Raw genomic sequence first — 18,495 nt, forward strand, 5'->3', positions numbered from 1 at the left:
GAGGCTCGACGAAGGGCGGTGGGTGCGGTGGTGGTGCGCGAACGCGACGACGCCTGCCCTGGGGTCGTGGACGCGTCGCCCGCCGACGACGGCCTGATCGCGCGCGTACGCCTCCCGGGCGGTCGGCTCACCCCCACCCAGCTACGCAAACTCGCCGAGCTGGCAAGCCATTTCGGCAGCGGTTCGATCGACCTGACGGCGCGCGCCAACATCCAACTGCGCGGCCTGACCGAGGCCGACCTGCCGGCCCTCGCCGAAGCCGTCACGGCGGCCGGCCTGATGCCCTCCCGCAGCCACGACCGGGTGCGCAACATCCTCGCGAGCCCACTGGCCGGCCGCGACCCGAACGCGCTGCTGGACGCGGACGCCGTACTCACCGCCGTCGACCACGCCCTGTGCGCGGCCCCGGATCTGACCGCCCTGTCCGGCCGCTTCCTGATCGGCATCGACGACGGCGGGCTCCCGATCGCCTCCGCCCGCCACGACTTGGACCTCGTCGCGCTGTCCGACGACACCTTCGCGCTGCACGCCGCCGGCCACGACACGGCCTGGCGCTTCGCCCCCGCCGACGCCCCGGCCGCCATCGTCCACGCGGCCCGCGCGTTCCTGACCGCCCGCGCCAACACCGGTGCCTGGCACATCCGCGAACTCCCCTCCGGCGCAGCCCAGTTCGCCGCCACCCTCGCGGCCACCCCCTTCCCGCGCCCCACCCACGAGCCCGCGGCCGGCCCGAGCGCCGCAAGGCCCCACCACCGCAACGGCAGCCGGCCACCGATCGGCGTACTCCCGCAGTCCGACGGCCGCTTCGCCATCGGAGCCCTGGTCCCGCTCGGACGCCTGACGCAGCGTCATCTGTCCGCCCTCGTCGACCTGCGGGCCGAACTGCGCGTCACCGGCACCAGAGGCGTCGTAGTCCGTGACGTGACCGACCCCGCGGCGACATTGGCCGCCCTCGAAGCAGCCGGCCTGCCATGCGACCCCTCTTCCCCGTGGCGCGGCGTAACCGCGTGCAGCGGCCTGGGCGCATGCCGCCGGGCCCTGGCCGACGTACGCACCGAGGCCACCCGCCACGCACTGGGCCACTCCCCCATCGGCACCGCCCTCACGGACACCAACCCGATGGCCACAGATCGTCTGACCACCGATCTACTGAGCGTCAATCATCTTGGCTCAGATCATCTCGGCCAAGATCATCTGAACACCGCCCTCACCGCCCCTATTGCCTCCACTGCCGCCACTGCCGCCACTCAGCCAAGCACCAATCGTCTGGCGGCAGATCATCTGAGCAAAGATCCTTCCCGCAAAGCGCTCCCGACGCCCGATCCACGCGACGCCTACCATCTGCCCACCCACCATCTTCCAGGCAATCATCTGCCTACTGATCATCTGCTTGCCAATCATCTATCTATCGATCATCTTCCCGACGATTATCAAGCCCACGATCACCTCGCCGCCGATCACGCGAGCAAAGATCATCCGGACGTAGATCATCTGGGTATAGATCATCTGACCAGCGACCACCCGCGCAGCGATCACCAAGGCTCCGATCGAGCGGACGCCGACCATCTGCGCAGCGATCGTCCGACTCTCGATCATCTCGGCACCGATCACCTCGATACCGATCACCTGAGCAGAGATCATCTTGGCGGCAGCCATGCGCCCACAAGCGATCCGACTGCCGACGGTTCGACCGCCGACGCTCAAACCGAAGCCACAGCGGCGCGCCACCCGACCGTCAGCAGTCGCCCACCCGCCGACCATCAGCTCAGCGACCGTCTGCCCGATGACCGTCCGCCAGCCGACCATCAGCCCGTCGACCGTCTTCCAACAGATCGTCCTGCCACCGACCGTCTGCTCACAGATCGTCCGGTCGCCGATCGCCCCGGAGCCTTCGGCCGCGCCGACACGCACTGGGTCGGCTGTGCCCGCGCATGTGGCAAGCCCGCCGGTGCGACGCTTCTGGTCGCGCGCGAGGACGGCACCTATGAAACCGTCCCGCCCGGCCAAGCGCCCACCTCCGGCCCCGGCCCCGGCCGCGGACCCGGACGGGCATCCGCATCGACACCGACACCGGCACCGGCACCGGCACCGGCACCGGCACCGGCACCCGCTCCGGGCCCACCCGCACCGTCCACCCCGGCATGACCGTCGACGGACACCCCGCCCGGCAGGGTCATCGGGCACGAACCACCATGCCTCCACACCAACGACGACGATGACGATGACGATGACGACGATCATCACCACCACCCCGGGCAAAGGAGCAGCCGACGTGGACGACGACTGGATCAAGGACGGCCCCGAGATCTATCGGCGTTCGTTCGCGACCATCCGGGCCGAGGCGGATCTGTCCCGCTTTCCCGAGGACGTCTCGCGCGTCGTCGTCCGGATGATCCACGCGTGCGGCATGACCGACCTCCCGCAGGACGTCGGCTTCCACCCCGACGTGGTCCGCGCCGGCGCCGAGGCGTTGCGTGCCGGTGCGCCGATCCTGTGTGACGCGAACATGGTCGCCTCCGGGGTCACCCGTAAGCGGCTGCCCGAGGACAACGACGTGCGCTGCCTGCTCGCCGACCCGCGCACTCCGGTCCTGGCCGCCGAACAGCGCACCACCCGAAGCGCCGCCGCCGTGGACCTGTGGATCGACGACCTCGCCGGCGCCGTGGTCGCGGTCGGCAACGCGCCGACCGCGCTGTTCCGGCTGCTCGAACTGATCGACCAGGGCGCCCCGCGCCCCGCCGCGATCATCGGGATCCCGGTCGGCTTCATCGGCGCGGCCGAGTCCAAGCAGGCCCTGGCCGACCACCCCGCCGGCATCCCCTACCTCGTCGTACACGGCCGCCGCGGCGGCAGCGCGATGACCGCCGCCGCCCTGAACGCACTGGCGAGCGACCAGGAATAGGCGGCGGGCGACAGCCCGAAGCCGAGAGGTCGCGAACGAGAACCGCCCCACCCACCCCCCAGGAGAACAGCGTGACCACCACCGGCCGCCTGTACGGCATCGGCCTCGGCCCGGGCGACCCCGAGCTGATCACCCTCAAGGCGCATCGCCTGATCACCTCGGCCGACGTGGTCGCCTACCCGGTCAAGAAGGGTGCGCGCGGCGTCGCGATCACCATCGCCGAGCCGTACCTGAGCGACAGTCAGCTCCGCCTCCCGCTCGAATACCCGGTGACCACCGAGAGCACCGATCACCCGGGCGGGTACGACGGCGCGCTCGCCGACTACTACGACTCGACCGCCGCCGAGATCGCCGCGCACCTGGACGCCGGTCGCGATGTCGCGGTGCTGTGCGAGGGCGACCCGTTCTTCTACGGCTCGTACATGTACTGGCACGAACGCCTCGCCGACCGCTACCAGGTCGAGGTGGTGCCCGGTGTGACCTCGGTCAGCGGCGCGGCGGCCGTGCTGGGCCGGCCGCTCGTGCAGCACGACGAGGTGCTCACGATCCTGCCCGGTACGCTCCCGCCCGACGTGCTCGCGGCCCGGCTGCGGACCGCCGACTCGGCTGCGGTGATCAAGCTCGGCAAGCGGCATTTCCCGGCGGTACGCGGTGCGTTCGAGCAGGCCGGGCTGGCCGATCGCACCTGGTACGTGGAGCGCGCGACCACCGATCGGCAGCAGGTGCGGCCGCTCGCCGACGTAGTCCCGGACGAGGTCCCGTACTTCTCCCTCGTGATCACTCCGTCGGCCGCGTCCGGTGGCGAGTTCGCGACCAATCGCACGCCGCGCGCGCCGGAACCGGAGTACGTGCTGCCCGAACCCACCGGCGAGATCGGCTCGATCGACGTGGTCGGTCTGGGCCCGGCCGGTCCGGAATGGCTCACCCCCGACGCGCACGCCGCGCTCGCCGCCGCCGATCACGTGGTCGGCTACGGCCCGTACGTCGACCGCGTGCAACCTCGTCCCGGCCAGAAGCGGCACCGCACCGACAACCGGGTCGAGGCCGAACGCGCGCGCCACGCCATCGCGTTGGCCGAGGCGGGCGGCCGGGTCGCGGTGGTCTCCTCCGGCGACGCGGGCGTGTTCGCGATGGCGTCGGCCGTACTGGAGGCGGCGCACGAGACGGCCACCGAGGTCCCGGTCCGGGTGGTCGCCGGGTTGTCGGCGATGCAGGCGGTGGCGTCCCGCGCGGGTGCGCCGCTGGGCCACGACTTCTGTGTGATCAGCCTGTCCGCGATCCTCAAGCCGTGGGACGTGATCGAGCGTCGGCTGACCGCCGCCGCCGAGGCGGACCTCGCGGTCGCGATCTACAACCCGGCCTCCAAGACCCGGCGCACCCAAGTCGCCGAGGCCCGCGACCTGTTCCTCAAGCACCGCGGACCGGACACCCCGGTCGTGGTGGGCCGCGACGTCGGCGGCCCGACCGAGTCGGTGCGCGTGGTCCGGCTGGCCGACCTGGACCCGGAGGTGGTGGACATGCGTACGCTGCTGATCATCGGCTCGTCGCAGACCCGCACCTACCGTCGCCCGGACGGCAGCACCGGCGTGTACACGCCGCGGCGCTACCCGGCCTGACGATCGGGCCGGCCATGTTCGCGTACGTCCGTCGGGTCGAGCCGCGCCGTCCACCGGGCCGGCCCGGCACGACGGACCGGCGGCTCGGCCAAGTCGCCAAGATCGACTCGGGGCCGTCCTGTGTCACAGTGAGTGGCGTGCGCGACTCACCCTTCGGCCGCCGAGGCCCGCTCGGCCCGCTCGACCGGGCCGGCCGACTCAGCCGACCCGGCCGGCCCGGCCAGGACCCACCGCGCGGCGGAGTCCGCGTCGGCGACCTGCTCCGGCGCGCGCACCCGGGGTCGGCGGATCAGCACCACCGGCAGACCCAGCTCACGGGCGGCGGTGAGTTTGGCCGCCGTCAGGGCACCGCCGCTGTCCTTGGTCACGAGCGCGTCGATGCGCCGGTCACGCAGCAGCGCGATCTCGTCCCGGACCGTGAACGGGCCCCTGGACAACAGCACTTCGCACGCGCGCGGCAACGCACCCGTGGGCGGCTCGACGCTGCGGAGCAGGAACCACAGGTCGTCCAGGTGCGCGTACGGCGCGGTCTCCAGGCGGCCCGTGGTCAGGAAGACCCGCCGAGCCAGACCGGGCAGGACCCGCGCGGCCTCGTCGGCGGAGTCGACCGGGTACCAGCGGTCGCCGGGCACGGCGGTCCAGCCCGGACGTTGCAGGCGCAGCAGCGGGACATCGGCCTCGGCGCAGGCCGCGACCGCGTTCGCCGAGATCCGGGCCGCGAACGGGTGGGTGGCGTCGACCACGGCCGCCACGGCACGCGCCCGCAACCACGCGACCAGGCCGGGCACCCCGCCGAAGCCGCCCACGCGGGTCTCGCCGACCGGCAACACGGGGGCGCTGGTACGCCCGGCCAGCGAGGACACGACACACCATCCCGGGACGTCCACCAACCGCGCGGCAAGCACGCGAGCCTCGGCGGTACCTCCCAGCACAAGCACCACACGGCCGCCGTCGCCGGCGACGGCGGAGCCGACCGGATCACGGGAGTCAACGGGGCCCGGCAAATCACAGGAGCCCAACGAATCACCGGAGTCCACCGGACTCAGCGAATCACCGGAACCCACCGAGCCCACCGAGCCATCGAAACCGAGGCCGGGCGAGTCGCCCGACCCGATCACCGGCGCGTCGACGGTACGGGCTTCCGTCCCCCCGCTCACCCCACGCGCCTCCCCCGCCCCACTCACCGCACGCGCCGCCCCCGCCCCACTCACCGCACGCGCCGCCCCCGCCCCACTCACGATTGGCTCCTCCCCCGATGACCCGCCCCGATCAGTTGCGCCGAGGGTGGACCACCGGAGCATGCGCGACCGCCGCCGCGACGGCCGCCTACCAGGCCCTGCTGACCGGCGAGTTCCCCGATCCGGTGACCGTGTGGCTGCCCGGCGGCCAGACGCCCGCGTTCGCCCTCGCCGTCGAAGAACTCACGACCCGAAACCTCACGACCCAAGAACTCACGACCCAAGAACGAGCCACCCAACAACCCACGACCCAAGAACGCACCACCCAACAACCCGCCACCCAACAGCCCACGCCCCGACACCCCCCGGCCGAAGACCCCCCAACCGAGAACCCCCCACCCCACGCCGCCATGGCCGGCGTCGTCAAGGACGCCGGCGACGACCCCGACGTCACCCACGGCGCGCTGATCCGGGCCACCGTGCGGCACGCCGCGCCCGGGTCCGGTGTGATCTTCCGCGCGGGCCCGGGCGTCGGCACGGTGACCCTGCCCGGTCTGCCACTCGCGGTCGGTGAACCGGCCGTCAATCCCGTCCCGCGCAAGCTGATTCGCGAGGCGGTGGCCCGGGTGGCCGCGGCGCACGGCGGCACCGGCGACGTCGAGGTCGAACTGTCCGTGGACGACGGCGCCCGGATCGCCGAACAGACCTGGAACCCGCGGCTGGGCATCCTGGGCGGCCTGTCCATCCTGGGCACCACCGGCATCGTGATCCCGTACTCGTGCTCGGCCTGGATCGACTCGATCCGCCGTGGCATCGACGTCGCGCTGGCCACCGGCGAGACGCACGTGCTCGGCGCGACCGGCACCACCTCCGAGCGGGTCGGCGCCGAGGTGTACGGCCTGTCCGGCACCGCGCTGCTGGACATGGGCGACTTCGCCGGCGCGCTGCTCAAGTACCTGCGCAGGCACCCGATCCCGCGGCTGACCATCGCCGGTGGCTTCGCCAAGCTCTCCAAGCTCGCCGACGGCCATCTCGACCTGCACTCGGGCCGTTCGCAGGTGAACCTGGACGCGCTCGCCGACCGGGCCGCGGCGGTCGGCGGCGACGCCGACCTGGCCGCGCGCATCCGCGCCGCGAACACCGCCCTGCACGCGCTGGAACTGGCCCGCGAGGCGGACGTCCCGCTCGGCGACGCCGTCGCGGAGGCCGCCCGCGACGCCGCGCGAGCCCTGTTGCGCGGCAGCGAACTCCCGATCACCGTCGACGTGATCGCGATCAACCGCACGGGCACCATCGTCGGTCGGGCCGCGCCCGCCTAGCCCCGGTCCCGATCCGGCCGGCGCCCGGTCGCCGCCGACCCGGCTCACCCGATCGGCCTCGGCTCGGTCCGGTCGCGGATCTCGCTGTACAAGTGGCTGTCGCAGAAGCCCGGTTCGCCCAGTACGCGGCCGACCATGATGACCGCCACCGCCTTGATGCCGTTGTCCCGCACCAGGGGCACCAGGTCGACGAGTTCACCGCGCACGATCAACTCGTCCGGTCGCGACGCGCGCGCGACCACCGCGACCGGGCAGTCCGCACCGTACAGCGGGGTCAACTCGGCCACCACGCGCTCGACCTGACCCACCGCCAGATGCAGCACCAGCAGCGCGCCGGAACGGCCCAGGGTGGCCAGGTCCTCGCCCGGCGGCATGGCCGTCGCGTTGCCCGCGACCCGGGTCAGGATCACCGTCTGCCCCACCGTGGGCAGCGTCAGTTCGCGGCCCATCGCCGCCGCAGCGGCGGCGAACGCCGGCACGCCCGGGGTGATGTCCCACGGGATGCCGAGCGCGTCGAGGCGGCGCTGCTGCTCCGCCACCGCGCTGAAGAACGAGGTGTCCCCGGACTGGAGCCGGGCCACGTCGTGCCCGGCCGCGTGTGCGGCCCTCAGTTCCTCGACGATCTGGTCCAGGTTCAGCTCGGCGGTGTCCACGAGGCGGGCCCCGGGCGGCGCCGCCTCGACCAGTTCGCGCGGCACGAGCGCGCCCGCGTACAGGCACACCGGCGACGCGGCGATGATCCGCAGCCCCCGCACCGTGATCAGGTCGGCCGCGCCGGGGCCGGCGCCGATGAAGTGGACGGTCATGGCTGCACTACTCCTCGCGGGAATCAGGCTGGGAAAGAGACTCGAAACGGGGCTTGACCGCCACCCACTGGGTGACCGGCATGGACGCCCGCCACCCGGTGAAGCGGCCCACCGGTGCGGACCGGGTGACCTGAACGCGGGTCAACTCCCCACCGAACACCGCGCGATGCCGCAACAGCTCGGCCTCGGTCTCGGCGACGACGGCGTTCGCCACCAACCGCCCGCCCGGGCGCAGCGCGGCCCAGCAACGCTCCACCACACCGGGCACGGTCAACCCGCCGCCGATGAAGATCGCGTCCGGGGTTGGGCCGAAGAGCACGTCCGGCCCTTGGCCGACCACGATCCGCAGGTCCGGCACGCCTAGCCTGATCGCGTTCGCCGCGGCCCGCTCGGCCCGATCCGCACGCGTCTCGAAGCCGACGGCCCGGCAGGTCGAATGCGTGCGCATCCACTCGATCCCGATGCTCCCGCTGCCCGCGCCCACGTCCCACAACAGTTCGCCCGGACGCGGTCCGAGCGCGGCCAACGTGATCGCGCGCACCTCGCGCTTGGTCAATTGACCGTCGTGCTCGTAGACATCGTCCGGCAGGCCCGCCAGCCGGCTCAGCCCAGGACCCACCTCGCACCGGACGGCCACCACGTTCAATTCCGCGAACCGCCGGTCGGGGGCCGCCGCGAGCGCCTCGGCGCTGCCCCGCCACACCGACTCGGCCGGGCCGCCCAGGTGCTCCAGGACGGTGACCGTGCTCGTTCCGAAGCCGCGTTCACACAGCAACACGGCCGCCCGCACCGGCGTCAGCCCATCCGCGCTCAACACCAACACCCGCGCGTCCGAGGCCAGTTCCGCAGCCAACGCGGCGAGCGGTCGACCCACCGCGCTGACCACCGCAACGGACTGCACCGACCAGCCCAGCCGCGCGCAGGCCAACGAGACCGACGAGGAAACCGGAAGCACGGTGACTCGCTCGGCGCCCAACGTGCGCACCAGCGCGGCCCCGACGCCATAGAACATCGGGTCCCCGCTGGCCAGCACGGTCACCTTCCGGGACACGGCCAGTTCGGCGACGAAGGCCACCGAGAACGGCGACGGCCACTCGACCCGCTCGGCAGTCGCCCCCTCCACCATGGCCAGATGCCGTGCGCCACCGACCAACACGTCGGCGCCGCCCACCAGCGCCCGCGCCGCCTCGGAGAGCCCGGCCCAGCCGTCGTCCCCGATCCCGACCACGGACACCGGCCCGCTGCCCGAGAGCGGCGCCCCCGACACCGAACCCGTCCTCGATACCGTTCCGACCCCAGACCCGGACACAGGCCCAGGCCCCGGCACAGGCCCAGGCCCGGACACAGGCCCGGCCCCGGACACAGGCCCAAGCCCCGACACAGGCCCGGACCCACCCACGGACCCGGGCCGGGCCCCGGCCCCGGCGCCGGCCCCGGCCCCGGAACCCCCCTCAGGCATCCCCCGCGTCCTCGCCGCCTTCGAGGTCGCCCTCGACATCCAGGTAGACCTCGCGCAGCCCGTCCAGCGTGGCCGCCTCCGGCTTCTCCCACATGCCCCGGTCGGCGGCCTCGAGCAGACGTTCGGCGATTCCGCGCAGCGCCCACGGGTTGGCGGTGCGCATGAACTCCCGGTTGGTCTCGTCCAGGACGTACTCGCCCGCGAGCTTCTCGTACATCCAGTCCGCCACCACGCCGGTCGTGGCGTCGTAGCCGAACAGGTAGTCCACCGTGGCGGCCAGTTCGAACGCGCCCTTGTAGCCGTGCTTGCGCATCGCCTCGATCCAGCGCGGGTTGACCACCCGGGCGCGGAAGACCCGTGCGGTCTCCTGCTGGAGCGTCCTGGTGCGGACCGCGTCCGGCATCGTCGAGTCGCCGATATAGGCCGCCGGCGCTGTGCCGGTCAGCGCGCGCACCGCCGCGACCATGCCGCCGTGGTACTGGAAGTAGTCGTCCGAGTCGGCGATGTCGTGCTCGCGCGTGTCGGTGTTCTTGGCCGCGACCGCGATCCTGCGGTAGGCGTCCTCCATGTCCTCGCGCGCGAACACCCCGTCCAGGCCCCGCCCGTAGGCGTAGCCGCCCCAGGTCGCGTACACCTCGGCCAGGTCCGCGTCGTCGCGCCACGTGCGCGCGTCGATCAGCGGCAACAACCCCGCGCCGTACGCGCCGGGCCGGGAGCCGAACACGCGCGTGGTCGCCCGGCGCGCGTCGCCGTGTCGGGCCGTGTCGGCGCGCACGTGCGCCCGGACGTAGTTGTCCTCGTCCGGCTCGGCCAACTCCGCGACCAGCCGCACCGCGTCGTCGAGCAGCAGCACCACGTGCGGGAAGGCGTCCCGGAAGAAGCCGGAGATGCGCACCGTCACGTCCACCCGCGGCCGGCCCAGTTCGGCGAGCGGGATCGCCTCGATCCCGGTCACCCGCCGCGACGCGTCGTCCCACAGCGGCCGCACGCCCAGCAGCGCCAGCACCTCGGCGATGTCGTCGCCACTGGTGCGCATGGCGCTGGTGCCCCACACCGAAAGGCCCACCGAACGCGGCCAGTCGCCGTCGTTGTCGGCGCGGTAGCGGTCCAACAGCGAGTCCGCGAGCGCCTGTCCGGTCTCCCAGGCCAACCGGCTCGGGATCGCCTTCGGGTCCACGGTGTAGAAGTTGCGTCCGGTCGGCAGCACGTTGACCAGCCCGCGCAGCGGCGAACCGCTGGGCCCGGCCGCGACGTAGCCGCCCTCCAGCGCGTGCAGTACCGCGCCGATCTCGTCGCCGGTGCGGTCCAGGCGCGGCACGATCTCGGTGGCGGCGAACGCCAACACCTCTGCGACCGCCGCCGATTCGGCGCCCAGCACCTCGTGCGTGACGGCCAGGGCCCGGGCCGGGTCCCACCCGCCCGCCTCCATCGCCGCGACCAGGCGGTGCGCGCGGTCCTCGGCGTCGTCGGTCTCGGTGCGCGACGCGCCGCCGCCCTCGACCAGGCCGAGCGACTCGCGCAACCCGGGCAGCGCGGCGGCCTTGCCGCCCCACACCTGACGCGCCCGCAACATCGCGGTGACCAGGTTGATCCGGCCCTCGCCGGTGGGCGCGCTGCCCAGGATGTGCAGGCCCTCACGGATCTGCGCGTCCTTGACCTCGCACAACCACCCGTCCAGGTGCAGGATCAGGTCGTCGAACTCGGCCTCGTGCGGCCGGTCGGTGATGCCCAGGTCGTGGTCGAGCCTGGTGGCCTGGATCAGCGTCCAGATCTGTGCCTGCAGCGCCGGGCCCTTGGCCGGGTCGAGCGCCTGCACGTTGGCGTACTCGTCGAGCAGTTGCTCCAGGCGGGTCAGGTCGCCGTACGTCTCGGCCCGCGCCATCGGCGGCACCAGGTGGTCCACGATGATCGCGTGCGCGCGCCGCTTGGCCTGCGCGCCCTCGCCCGGGTCGTTCACCAGGAACGGGTACACCAGCGGCAGGTCGCCGAGCACCGCGTCCGGGCCGCATTCCGCGGACAGGCCCAGGTTCTTGCCCGGCAGCCACTCCAACGTGCCGTGCTTGCCCAGGTGTACGAGCGCGTGCGCGCCGAATCCGCCCGGGCCGGCGGGCGCGTCCAGCCACCAGTAGGCGGCCAGGTAGTGGTGGCTCGGCGGCAGGTCCGGGTCGTGGTAGATGGCCACCGGGTTCTCGCCGAAGCCGCGCGGCGGTTGGATGATCAGGATCACGTTGCCCGCGCGCAGCGCCGCGAGCACGATCTCGCCCTCGGGGTCGCGCGAGTGGTCCACGTACAGCTCGCCGGGCGGCGGGCCCCAGTGCTCCTCGATGTTCGCGCGCAGCCCGAGCGGCAACTTCGCGTAGCGCTCGCGGTAATCGGCCGCCGAGATGCGCACCGGGTTGCCTTCGAGTTGACCCTCCGTCAACCACTCCGGGTCCTGGCCACCGGCCGCGATCAGCGCGTGGATGAGCTTGTCGCCGTCCGGCGGTTCGAGCCCGGGCAGCGCGTCGGCGCCGTCGAGCGCGCCGACGTCGTAGCCGGCCGCGCGCATCGCGCGCAGCAGCGCGACGGCGGAGGCCGGGGTGTCCAGGCCGACCGCGTTGCCGATCCGGGAGTGCTTGGTCGGGTACGCGGACAGCACCATGCCGACCTTGCGCTCGCCGACCGGAATGTGCCGAAGCCGGGCGTGCCGCACCGCGATCCCGGCCACGCGCGCGGCTCGCTCGGGGTCGGCGGCGTAGTGGGTGAGCCCGTCCGGGCTCGTCTCCTTGAACGAGAACGGGACGGTGATCAACCGGCCGTCGAACTCGGGCACCGCGACCTGGGTGGCGGCGTCCAGCGGGGACAGGCCCGCGTCGCCGGCCTCCCATTCGGCCCGGCTGGTGGTCAGGTTCAGCGCCTGGAGGATGGTGATGTCCAGGCCGGCCAGCGCGCCGACGTCCCACTGCTCGTCGTCGCCGCCGGCGGAGACCTCGGCCGGCTTCGCGCCACCCGCGCCGCCCGCCGCGAGCACGGTCACCAGCAGCGCGTCGAGTTCGCCCAGCGCCGCGAACAACGACTCGTCCGCGCCACGCAGCGACGCGCACCAGATCGGTACCGGCCGCCCGCCCGCGTCCTCGATCGCCGCGCACAGGTCGTCCACGAACGCGGTGTTCCCGGCCAGGTGGTGGGCGCGGTAGTAGAGCACGCCCACCACCGGGCCGTCGATCCCGCGCGCCGTACGCTCCAGCCGGCCCCAGGAGGGCACCTCGACGGGCGGCTCGAAGCCGTGCCCGGTGAGCAGCAGGGTGTCGGAGAGGAAGCGGTGGAGCTGGGTCAGGTTGTCCGGACCGCCCTGGGCGAGATAGGCGTGGGCCTGCGCGCTCACCCCGGCGGGTACGGTCGCCAGTTCCATCAGCGCGGCGTCGGCGGTGAGTTCGCCGCTGAGCACGACCACCGGGCGCGGACCGGCCAGCAGCGCGTCCAGGCCCGCCTCCCACGCGCGGCGCCCGCCGAGCAGGCGCACCACGACCAGGTCGGTGCCGTCCAGGAGCGCGGGCAGGTCGGCGACGTCGACGCGGGCCGGGTTGGCCAGGCGCCATTCGCCCTCGCTCGCCTTCGCGCTGAGCAGGTCGGTGTCGGATGTCGACAGGAGCAGGATCACCGGGTACCTCCGCCGATGCTGGCGTGGCGGACCACGGAGTGGATGTCGCGAACGGGAGAGCCGCCGTCGAACGTGCCGCGGAAGCGAGCGGGAATGCCGCTGGAGTGGGTGCCGCAGTCGAAACTGCGGATGCAAGAACGCCGGCAGGACGAAATCGTCACCTGGAGCGCCTCTCCGGGGTCCTCGCCCCATCGGACTCGGGGTGAGACGCGCAGTTCCTGACTCCCGGTCCCGTCGCAGGCGTCGGACGACGCCGTACGGCGGAGCCGGTCACAGTGGCGGGACCGTCCCGGGATCGCACCGGGTTCCTGCCACGCCCTCCCCGCGCCGGTAGGGCCGGCGCGGGGCCAGCATCGCTCAGCGGCCCGCCTTGACGCAACATGCCCCGATCGGCGTCCGAGCCGGTGGTGACACATGTCACCGCCCGCCCGGCCGCCGACGTCCGCCGCCGGCTCTCGGGTCAGCCGTTCTCGCGCGCCCGCTCCACGAAGGCTCCGAACTCGTCGGCGACCTCGTCGGCACTCCACTCCAGGGCGGGTTCGGCGACGGTGATCTCGGCGAACGACAACCCCGGCGGGCCCGGCTCGGTCCACCGGCCGACCAGCCACACGCCCCGGTCGGCGGCGTACTCGAGACCGGTCCGGTTGAGCAGCTCGGCCGGGTACGGCAGCCACACCTGGAACTGGTGCGTGTGCGGGACGGCCGGGAACACGGTCGTCCCGGGCACCCGGGCCAGGCCGGCGGCCACGACCTCGGCGTGCGCGACGTAGCCGGGCAGCCGGGGCAGCGTCTCCTCCAGGGCCATGAGCGCGTCCAGCGCCATCGGCCAGGCCTGGAAGGGCCGCCCGCCGTACCGGTGCCGCCACGCGTGCGCCTCCTCGATCAGCTCGGCGCCACCCGCCAGGGCCGCGCCGGCGCTCGCGCCCAGGCCCTTGTAGTAGGAGACGTAGACCGAGTCGAACAGGTCGACGATCTCGCTCGGTCCGCGCCGAAGGTATGTGGTGCTCTCCCACAACCGCGCGCCGTCCAGGTGCAGCGCGGCGTCGCGGTCCCGCGCGGCCTGCACGACGGCGATCAGCTCGTCCCACTCGGGCAGCACGAATCCGCGATCGCGCAGTGGGAGTTCGTAGAACAGGGTGCCGAAGCGCTCACCACTGGCCCGGACGTCCTCGGCGGTGATCTGACCGGGGCCCTGGGTCAGCGTCAACGGGCGGAGCCCGGACAGCACCGACAGCGCGTCGCGCTCGTAGGTCAGCGGATGCGCCCTCGGGTGGATGCCGACCACGTTCGAACCGGTCGCGCCCGCGTGACAGCGCAGCGCGACCTGCTGGGCCATCGTGCCGGTGGGGAACAGCAGCGCCGCCTCGGTGCCGAGCAGCTCGGCCGTACGCGCCTCGAGCCGGGCGACCGTGCCGCCGTCGCCGTACATGTCCGGCCACTCGCCGGGTTCGACCGTGTCGTGCGCGTACGCGGTCAGCCGGGCCAGCCGTTCGGCGGCCGTGGTGGGCCGTACCCCGGACAGGATCCGGCCGCATGCGCGGATCGCGCGCAGCCTGCCGGCGTGCTCGTCGTTTCCGATGTGTCCCATGCACGCATCATCCAACGCGGGACGCGGGCCTGGACACACGCGAGCGCGGCCCGCACCGGAGTCGGTGCGGGCCGCGCTCGGCGATGATGTGCCGTCAGACGGTGATGTTCTCCGCCTGCGGGCCCTTCTGGCCCTGAACAGCGTCGTAGGAGACCTTCTGGCCCTCGACAAGCTCACGGTAGCCCTGCGACTGGATCGCCGAGTAGTGCGCGAAAACATCCGGGCCGCCGTCGTCCGCCTGGATGAAGCCGAAGCCCTTTTCCGCGTTGAACCACTTCACGGTTCCAGTAGCCATACAAATCTCCTTCGTGGTGCCAAATGGAAATACGCACGTGCGCAAGTCCAAGTCGCAACAGCAATCCATTTTTCACATGAACCCGGTTCGACATAAACGAAAAGCGCCCGACGGTCACGACCGTAAGGCGCTCACAAAATTCATGGGAACCACTACTGCAACTGCCTCGAGGCTAGCACGGAAAAGTCGCCGACCCCGGAAGGCGCGAAATATTTCTTCTCGGACCCCGCACGCCGACCCCGCACGCCGACCCCGCACGCGGGCCCCGCGGGCGACACCGGCGCTCGGACGCCACACGCCGGACGCCACACGCCGGATTCCACGCGCGGATCCCGCACGCCGTACCCCACGCCCGGACCCCCGCGCGGGAGCCGACCCCTCACCCGGGTTCGATCCCCAGCTCGGCCAGGATCGCCGCCGTGTGTTCGCCGACCGCCGGGATCGGACCCATCGCCGCCTCCCGACCGGTCACCGTGACCGGCGGCAGCAGCGCGCGCAGCGGACCGGCGGGCGAGTCGATCGTGCGCGTCCGGTCCCGCGCGGCGTGTTGCGGGTGCTCGGCGAACTCGGCGATGGTGCGCATCCGGGCGTTGGCGATGCCCACCTCGTCCAGGCTCGCCACGATCTCCGCGGCGCCGCGGTCCGCGAAGGCCGCCTCGATCAGCTCGGTGAGCCGCTCGTTGCCGGCCACACGCAGCGAGTTGCTCCGAAACCGGGGGTCGTCGATCAGGTCCGGCCGACCCAGCACCCGCTCGCACAGCGCGGCCCACTCGCGGTCGTTCTGCACACCGACGAACACCTGGCTGCCGTCGCCGACGCGGTACGGACCGTACGGCGCGATCGCCGCGTGGCGCGCGCCGGTGCGCGGCGGAGGCGTCCCGCCATAGGTCGCGAAGTAGTACGGGAAGCCCATCCACTCGCCGAGCGCGTCCAGCATCGACACCTCGAACGAACTGCCCTCGCCGGTGACCCGGCGCTCGTACAGCGCGGTCAGCATGCCGGTGAAGGCATACATCGCCGCGGCGATGTCGGCGATCGGGATGCCGGCCTTGGCGGGCGCGTCCGGTGTCCCGGTCACCGAGAGCAGACCGGCCTCGCATTGCACCAGCAGGTCGTACGCCTTCTTGTCGCGATAGGGACCGGAAGTCCCATAACCCGATATTCCACAGACGATCAGCCGAGGAAATCTGGCCCGCAAATCCGCCGCGCCCAGGCCCAGTCGATCCGCCGCGCCGGGCGCGAGATTCTGGACGAACACGTCCGCGCGGGCGAGCAGGCGGTCCAGGATTTCCGCCGCGCGCTCGTCCTTGAGGTCGAGCGCGAGGCTTTCCTTCCCGCGATTCGCCCAGACGAAGTGGCTCGACAATCCCTCGACGGTCTCGTCGTACGCACGGGCGAAATCGCCCGCGCCCGGGCGCTCGATCTTGATCACGCGCGCGCCCAGATCGGCCAGTTGCCGAGTCGCGTACGGCGCGGCGATGGCCTGTTCCAGGGAGACGACGGTGACGCCTGCGAGAGGTGGAAGCACCCGTCCATCTTGACAGGGCGTCAGGCGTACGACGCGGCACCCGCGGACCCTTCGGCGTGTGCCGAAGCGTCGCCGGCCGATGATGGCGGCATGGACTCGATCGCACGCGCCACCGACCCGGATTCGGTCCCGCGACTCGCCGCGCTCGCCGCGCTCCTCGCGGACGAGACGCGCGCGGCGGTATGCCTGGCCCTGCTGGACCGCCGTGCCTGGACCGGCGGCGAACTGGCTCGGCACTGCGGGGTCGCGCCGTCCACCATCAGCGAGCACCTGACCCGGTTGGTCGAGGGCGGCCTGCTGGTCCAGGAGCGGCAGGGCCGGCACCGGTACGTCCGGCTCGCGGACCCGGGTGTGGCCCGCATGGTCGAGGACCTGGCCGCGTACGCGACGCCCGTGACCACCCGTCCGGCGAACTCGCTGCGCGCGCACTCGGCCGGCGCGGCCCTGGCCAGGGGCCGCACCTGCTACGACCACCTGGCCGGCCGGCTGGGCGTGGCGATCACCGACGCGCTCACCGCCCGGGACCTGCTCCGCCAGGACGCCGGCTTCGCGCTCACCGACCCGGGCATCGCGTGGCTCACCGACCTGGGCGCCGACCTCACCACGTCGCGCAAGCGCCCGCTGGCCCGGCCCTGCCTGGACTGGACCGAACGCCGCCACCACCTCGCGGGCACGGCCGGCGCCGAACTGTGCCGACTGTTCGGTGCCCGGGGGTGGACGGAGCGGGTCGGCACGGGTCGGGCGGTCCGGGCGACCGAGGAGGGGCGCAGCGCGTTGGGACGGTTGTTGGGCATGCGGGAGGCGGAATTCGAGGTGGCGTGAGGAACCCGGCGCGCGCGGGTGTGGTCGGGCGGCTCCCGGGTCGCCGGGGGTTTCCCGGGTGGGGTGTCGGTCAGTCGCCGGACGGAGGCCGCCGGCGCAGCCGGTCGAGCAGGCGACGGGGCCACGTGTGCCTCGGTCGGGGTGGGTTCGACGTGTCCGACGCCTGACCCGCCTGCGGCGACTCGGGCTCGGGCCCGGGGTCGGCTTCACGCTCGGGCAGGTATACCGGCAATCGCCACCGCACGGTTGCCACCCCCATGTCCCAACTGCGCTCGTCGGGGCCGAAGGTCACCGGCGTCGGGAGTACGCGGAACCCGGCCACGTCGGCGGCGTCATAGTCGGCCACGCCCAGGCCCGTGCCCGAAGGATTTTCGGTGGGTGTGGTCGTCCGTATCTCCCATTCGCTCCCGCGCCCGAAGATCTGAATCGGCATCCCGCCCCGGACGCGGACGCCGGGCCGAATCCGCAGACATGGCCGATCCGGCCCCAGCCGGTGCAGGGGAGCTCCGGCGATCCCCGGCTCTCCGCACACCAAGGTGAATTCGGCCCCCGACACCCAGACCGCCTCCAACGCCGAGACCTCGGACGGATGGGTGATCGGCACGATCGCCGCGAGGTCGCCCACGCCGTGCAGTACGAACGTGCCCTCGGGTAGATCGGGTCGAATCGGCGGCGTCGGATCGACGTCGAGCGACCACGCCCCACCCGCGGTGACGACCAGCAACCGTGGTCCGGCCAGCTCGAACTCCTCCGACTGCCAGGGTTGTTCCCGCCGTGTGTCGATCCCCCGCCATCCCCCGGTACCCGTTCCCACCGGTGCCCCCACCATCCGGACCTCGACTGGGCCGGCCGACCGGGCGCCGGTGAGCCTGGCCACCCCGAGCGGTCCCGTATAGCAGACCACCTCACTGCCGAAGCCCTCCGCCGACCGCTCGAACTCCCTTGCCACGTCCGGGTGTTTGAGCTGCAAGGACCACGCGCCGGAACACCGGACCCGAACCGCCCGCACCGCCCGCCGCCCCTGGTCCGAGATCAGGACGCTGCCGTCGGAGCCCTCGCGCGGCCCGTCGTAGACGCACTCCTCGACCGGCCCACCCGGCCGATCGACGCGCCACAACCGCACGTGCCGCCCCGGCGCGCTCTCGATCTGCAACAGGGCCGGCCGGCCCGGCACCGGAAGATCCAGCACCACATCGGCATCCCCGAAGCCCCGATGCGTGAAGGGCGTGTCGTCCTGCCCGTGCCCCCGAACGGGCCCGGACGCCGCGCTGTCGCGCCGGTCAGGTTCGTACATCGTCCGACGATCCCACGCGGCCACGAGTCGGGTAAGCCGGAACCCCCT

General features: G+C 72.8%; 13 protein-coding genes and 1 riboswitch. Of the genes, 5 read left to right on the forward strand and 8 right to left on the reverse strand.

Annotated elements, in window-relative coordinates:
- Positions 1-18 precede the first annotated feature (18 nt).
- The 3 genes from cobG (at position 19) to ACWCPW_RS38215 (ending at position 4,518) form a co-directional block, all read left to right on the forward strand.
- On the forward strand, positions 19-2,145 hold the full coding sequence (cobG, locus tag ACWCPW_RS38205; protein ID WP_449766190.1) for a precorrin-3B synthase: 2,127 nt from the start codon (positions 19-21) through the stop codon (positions 2,143-2,145).
- Between the two features lie 76 nt (positions 2,146-2,221).
- Positions 2,222-2,902 (forward strand): precorrin-8X methylmutase, encoded by a 681-nt coding sequence (locus tag ACWCPW_RS38210; RefSeq protein ID WP_449766191.1) that lies wholly within the window; start codon positions 2,222-2,224, stop codon positions 2,900-2,902.
- A gap of 71 nt (positions 2,903-2,973) precedes the next feature.
- Positions 2,974-4,518 (forward strand): precorrin-2 C(20)-methyltransferase, encoded by a 1,545-nt coding sequence (locus ACWCPW_RS38215; protein ID WP_449766192.1) that lies wholly within the window; start codon positions 2,974-2,976, stop codon positions 4,516-4,518.
- Positions 4,519-4,664: 146 nt separating this feature from the next.
- Here the strand turns inward: ACWCPW_RS38215 and ACWCPW_RS38220 are convergent, their stop codons facing one another.
- A complete protein-coding gene (locus ACWCPW_RS38220) occupies positions 4,665-5,459 on the reverse strand; it encodes a cobalt-precorrin-6A reductase (protein WP_449766193.1) in 795 nt (264 codons plus the stop codon).
- A gap of 314 nt (positions 5,460-5,773) precedes the next feature.
- On the opposite strand from ACWCPW_RS38220, the gene ACWCPW_RS38225 reads away from it, so the two are divergent.
- Complete coding sequence (locus ACWCPW_RS38225) at positions 5,774-7,015, forward strand: cobalt-precorrin-5B (C(1))-methyltransferase (RefSeq protein ID WP_449766194.1); 1,242 nt, start codon at positions 5,774-5,776, stop codon at positions 7,013-7,015.
- Positions 7,016-7,059: 44 nt separating this feature from the next.
- Here ACWCPW_RS38225 and cobM read toward each other — a convergent pair whose 3' ends face one another.
- From cobM to ACWCPW_RS38255, 6 genes are all read right to left on the reverse strand, one after another.
- Positions 7,060-7,821: a precorrin-4 C(11)-methyltransferase gene (gene cobM, locus ACWCPW_RS38230; RefSeq protein ID WP_449766195.1), complete on the reverse strand. Its 762-nt coding sequence runs from the start codon at positions 7,819-7,821 to the stop codon at positions 7,060-7,062.
- Between the two features lie 7 nt (positions 7,822-7,828).
- The gene (gene cbiE, locus ACWCPW_RS38235; protein WP_449766196.1) at positions 7,829-9,088 is read right to left on the reverse strand and encodes a precorrin-6y C5,15-methyltransferase (decarboxylating) subunit CbiE; all 1,260 of its coding nucleotides are present in this window, start codon (positions 9,086-9,088) and stop codon (positions 7,829-7,831) included.
- Positions 9,089-9,272: 184 nt separating this feature from the next.
- On the reverse strand, positions 9,273-12,920 hold the full coding sequence (gene cobN / locus ACWCPW_RS38240) for a cobaltochelatase subunit CobN (protein ID WP_449766197.1): 3,648 nt from the start codon (positions 12,918-12,920) through the stop codon (positions 9,273-9,275).
- Between the two features lie 212 nt (positions 12,921-13,132).
- Positions 13,133-13,231, reverse strand: a riboswitch (cobalamin riboswitch).
- A gap of 149 nt (positions 13,232-13,380) precedes the next feature.
- Positions 13,381-14,508, reverse strand: a complete 1,128-nt coding sequence (locus tag ACWCPW_RS38245) for a threonine aldolase family protein (RefSeq protein WP_449766198.1) — start codon at positions 14,506-14,508, stop codon at positions 13,381-13,383.
- Positions 14,509-14,602: 94 nt separating this feature from the next.
- Complete coding sequence (locus tag ACWCPW_RS38250) at positions 14,603-14,803, reverse strand: cold-shock protein (RefSeq protein ID WP_026218153.1); 201 nt, start codon at positions 14,801-14,803, stop codon at positions 14,603-14,605.
- Positions 14,804-15,182: 379 nt separating this feature from the next.
- On the reverse strand, positions 15,183-16,331 hold the full coding sequence (locus tag ACWCPW_RS38255) for a CaiB/BaiF CoA transferase family protein (protein ID WP_449766199.1): 1,149 nt from the start codon (positions 16,329-16,331) through the stop codon (positions 15,183-15,185).
- A gap of 90 nt (positions 16,332-16,421) precedes the next feature.
- Between ACWCPW_RS38255 and ACWCPW_RS38260 the strand changes: the two genes are divergently transcribed.
- Positions 16,422-17,153, forward strand: coding sequence for an ArsR/SmtB family transcription factor (locus ACWCPW_RS38260; RefSeq protein ID WP_449766200.1), 732 nt, complete (start codon positions 16,422-16,424; stop codon positions 17,151-17,153).
- Positions 17,154-17,223: 70 nt separating this feature from the next.
- Here ACWCPW_RS38260 and ACWCPW_RS38265 read toward each other — a convergent pair whose 3' ends face one another.
- A complete protein-coding gene (locus ACWCPW_RS38265; protein ID WP_449766201.1) occupies positions 17,224-18,447 on the reverse strand; it encodes a hypothetical protein in 1,224 nt (407 codons plus the stop codon).
- Positions 18,448-18,495: the final 48 nt, after the last annotated feature.

This window comes from Embleya sp. NPDC001921, from assembly GCF_053594475.1.

What these genes read in the sequence shown, in the direction of transcription:
- ACWCPW_RS38260 (WP_449766200.1), top strand. Translation starts at nt 16,422, where the DNA reads ATGGACTCGATCGCACGCGCCACCGACCCGGATTCGGTCCCGCGACTC.
- ACWCPW_RS38225 (WP_449766194.1), top strand. Translation starts at nt 5,774, where the DNA reads ATGACCCGCCCCGATCAGTTGCGCCGAGGGTGGACCACCGGAGCATGC.
- ACWCPW_RS38250 (WP_026218153.1), bottom strand. Translation starts at nt 14,803, where the DNA reads ATGGCTACTGGAACCGTGAAGTGGTTCAACGCGGAAAAGGGCTTCGGC.
- ACWCPW_RS38265 (WP_449766201.1), bottom strand. Translation starts at nt 18,447, where the DNA reads ATGTACGAACCTGACCGGCGCGACAGCGCGGCGTCCGGGCCCGTTCGG.
- ACWCPW_RS38210 (WP_449766191.1), top strand. Translation starts at nt 2,222, where the DNA reads ATGACGATGACGACGATCATCACCACCACCCCGGGCAAAGGAGCAGCC.
- cobM (WP_449766195.1), bottom strand. Translation starts at nt 7,821, where the DNA reads ATGACCGTCCACTTCATCGGCGCCGGCCCCGGCGCGGCCGACCTGATC.
- ACWCPW_RS38245 (WP_449766198.1), bottom strand. Translation starts at nt 14,508, where the DNA reads ATGGGACACATCGGAAACGACGAGCACGCCGGCAGGCTGCGCGCGATC.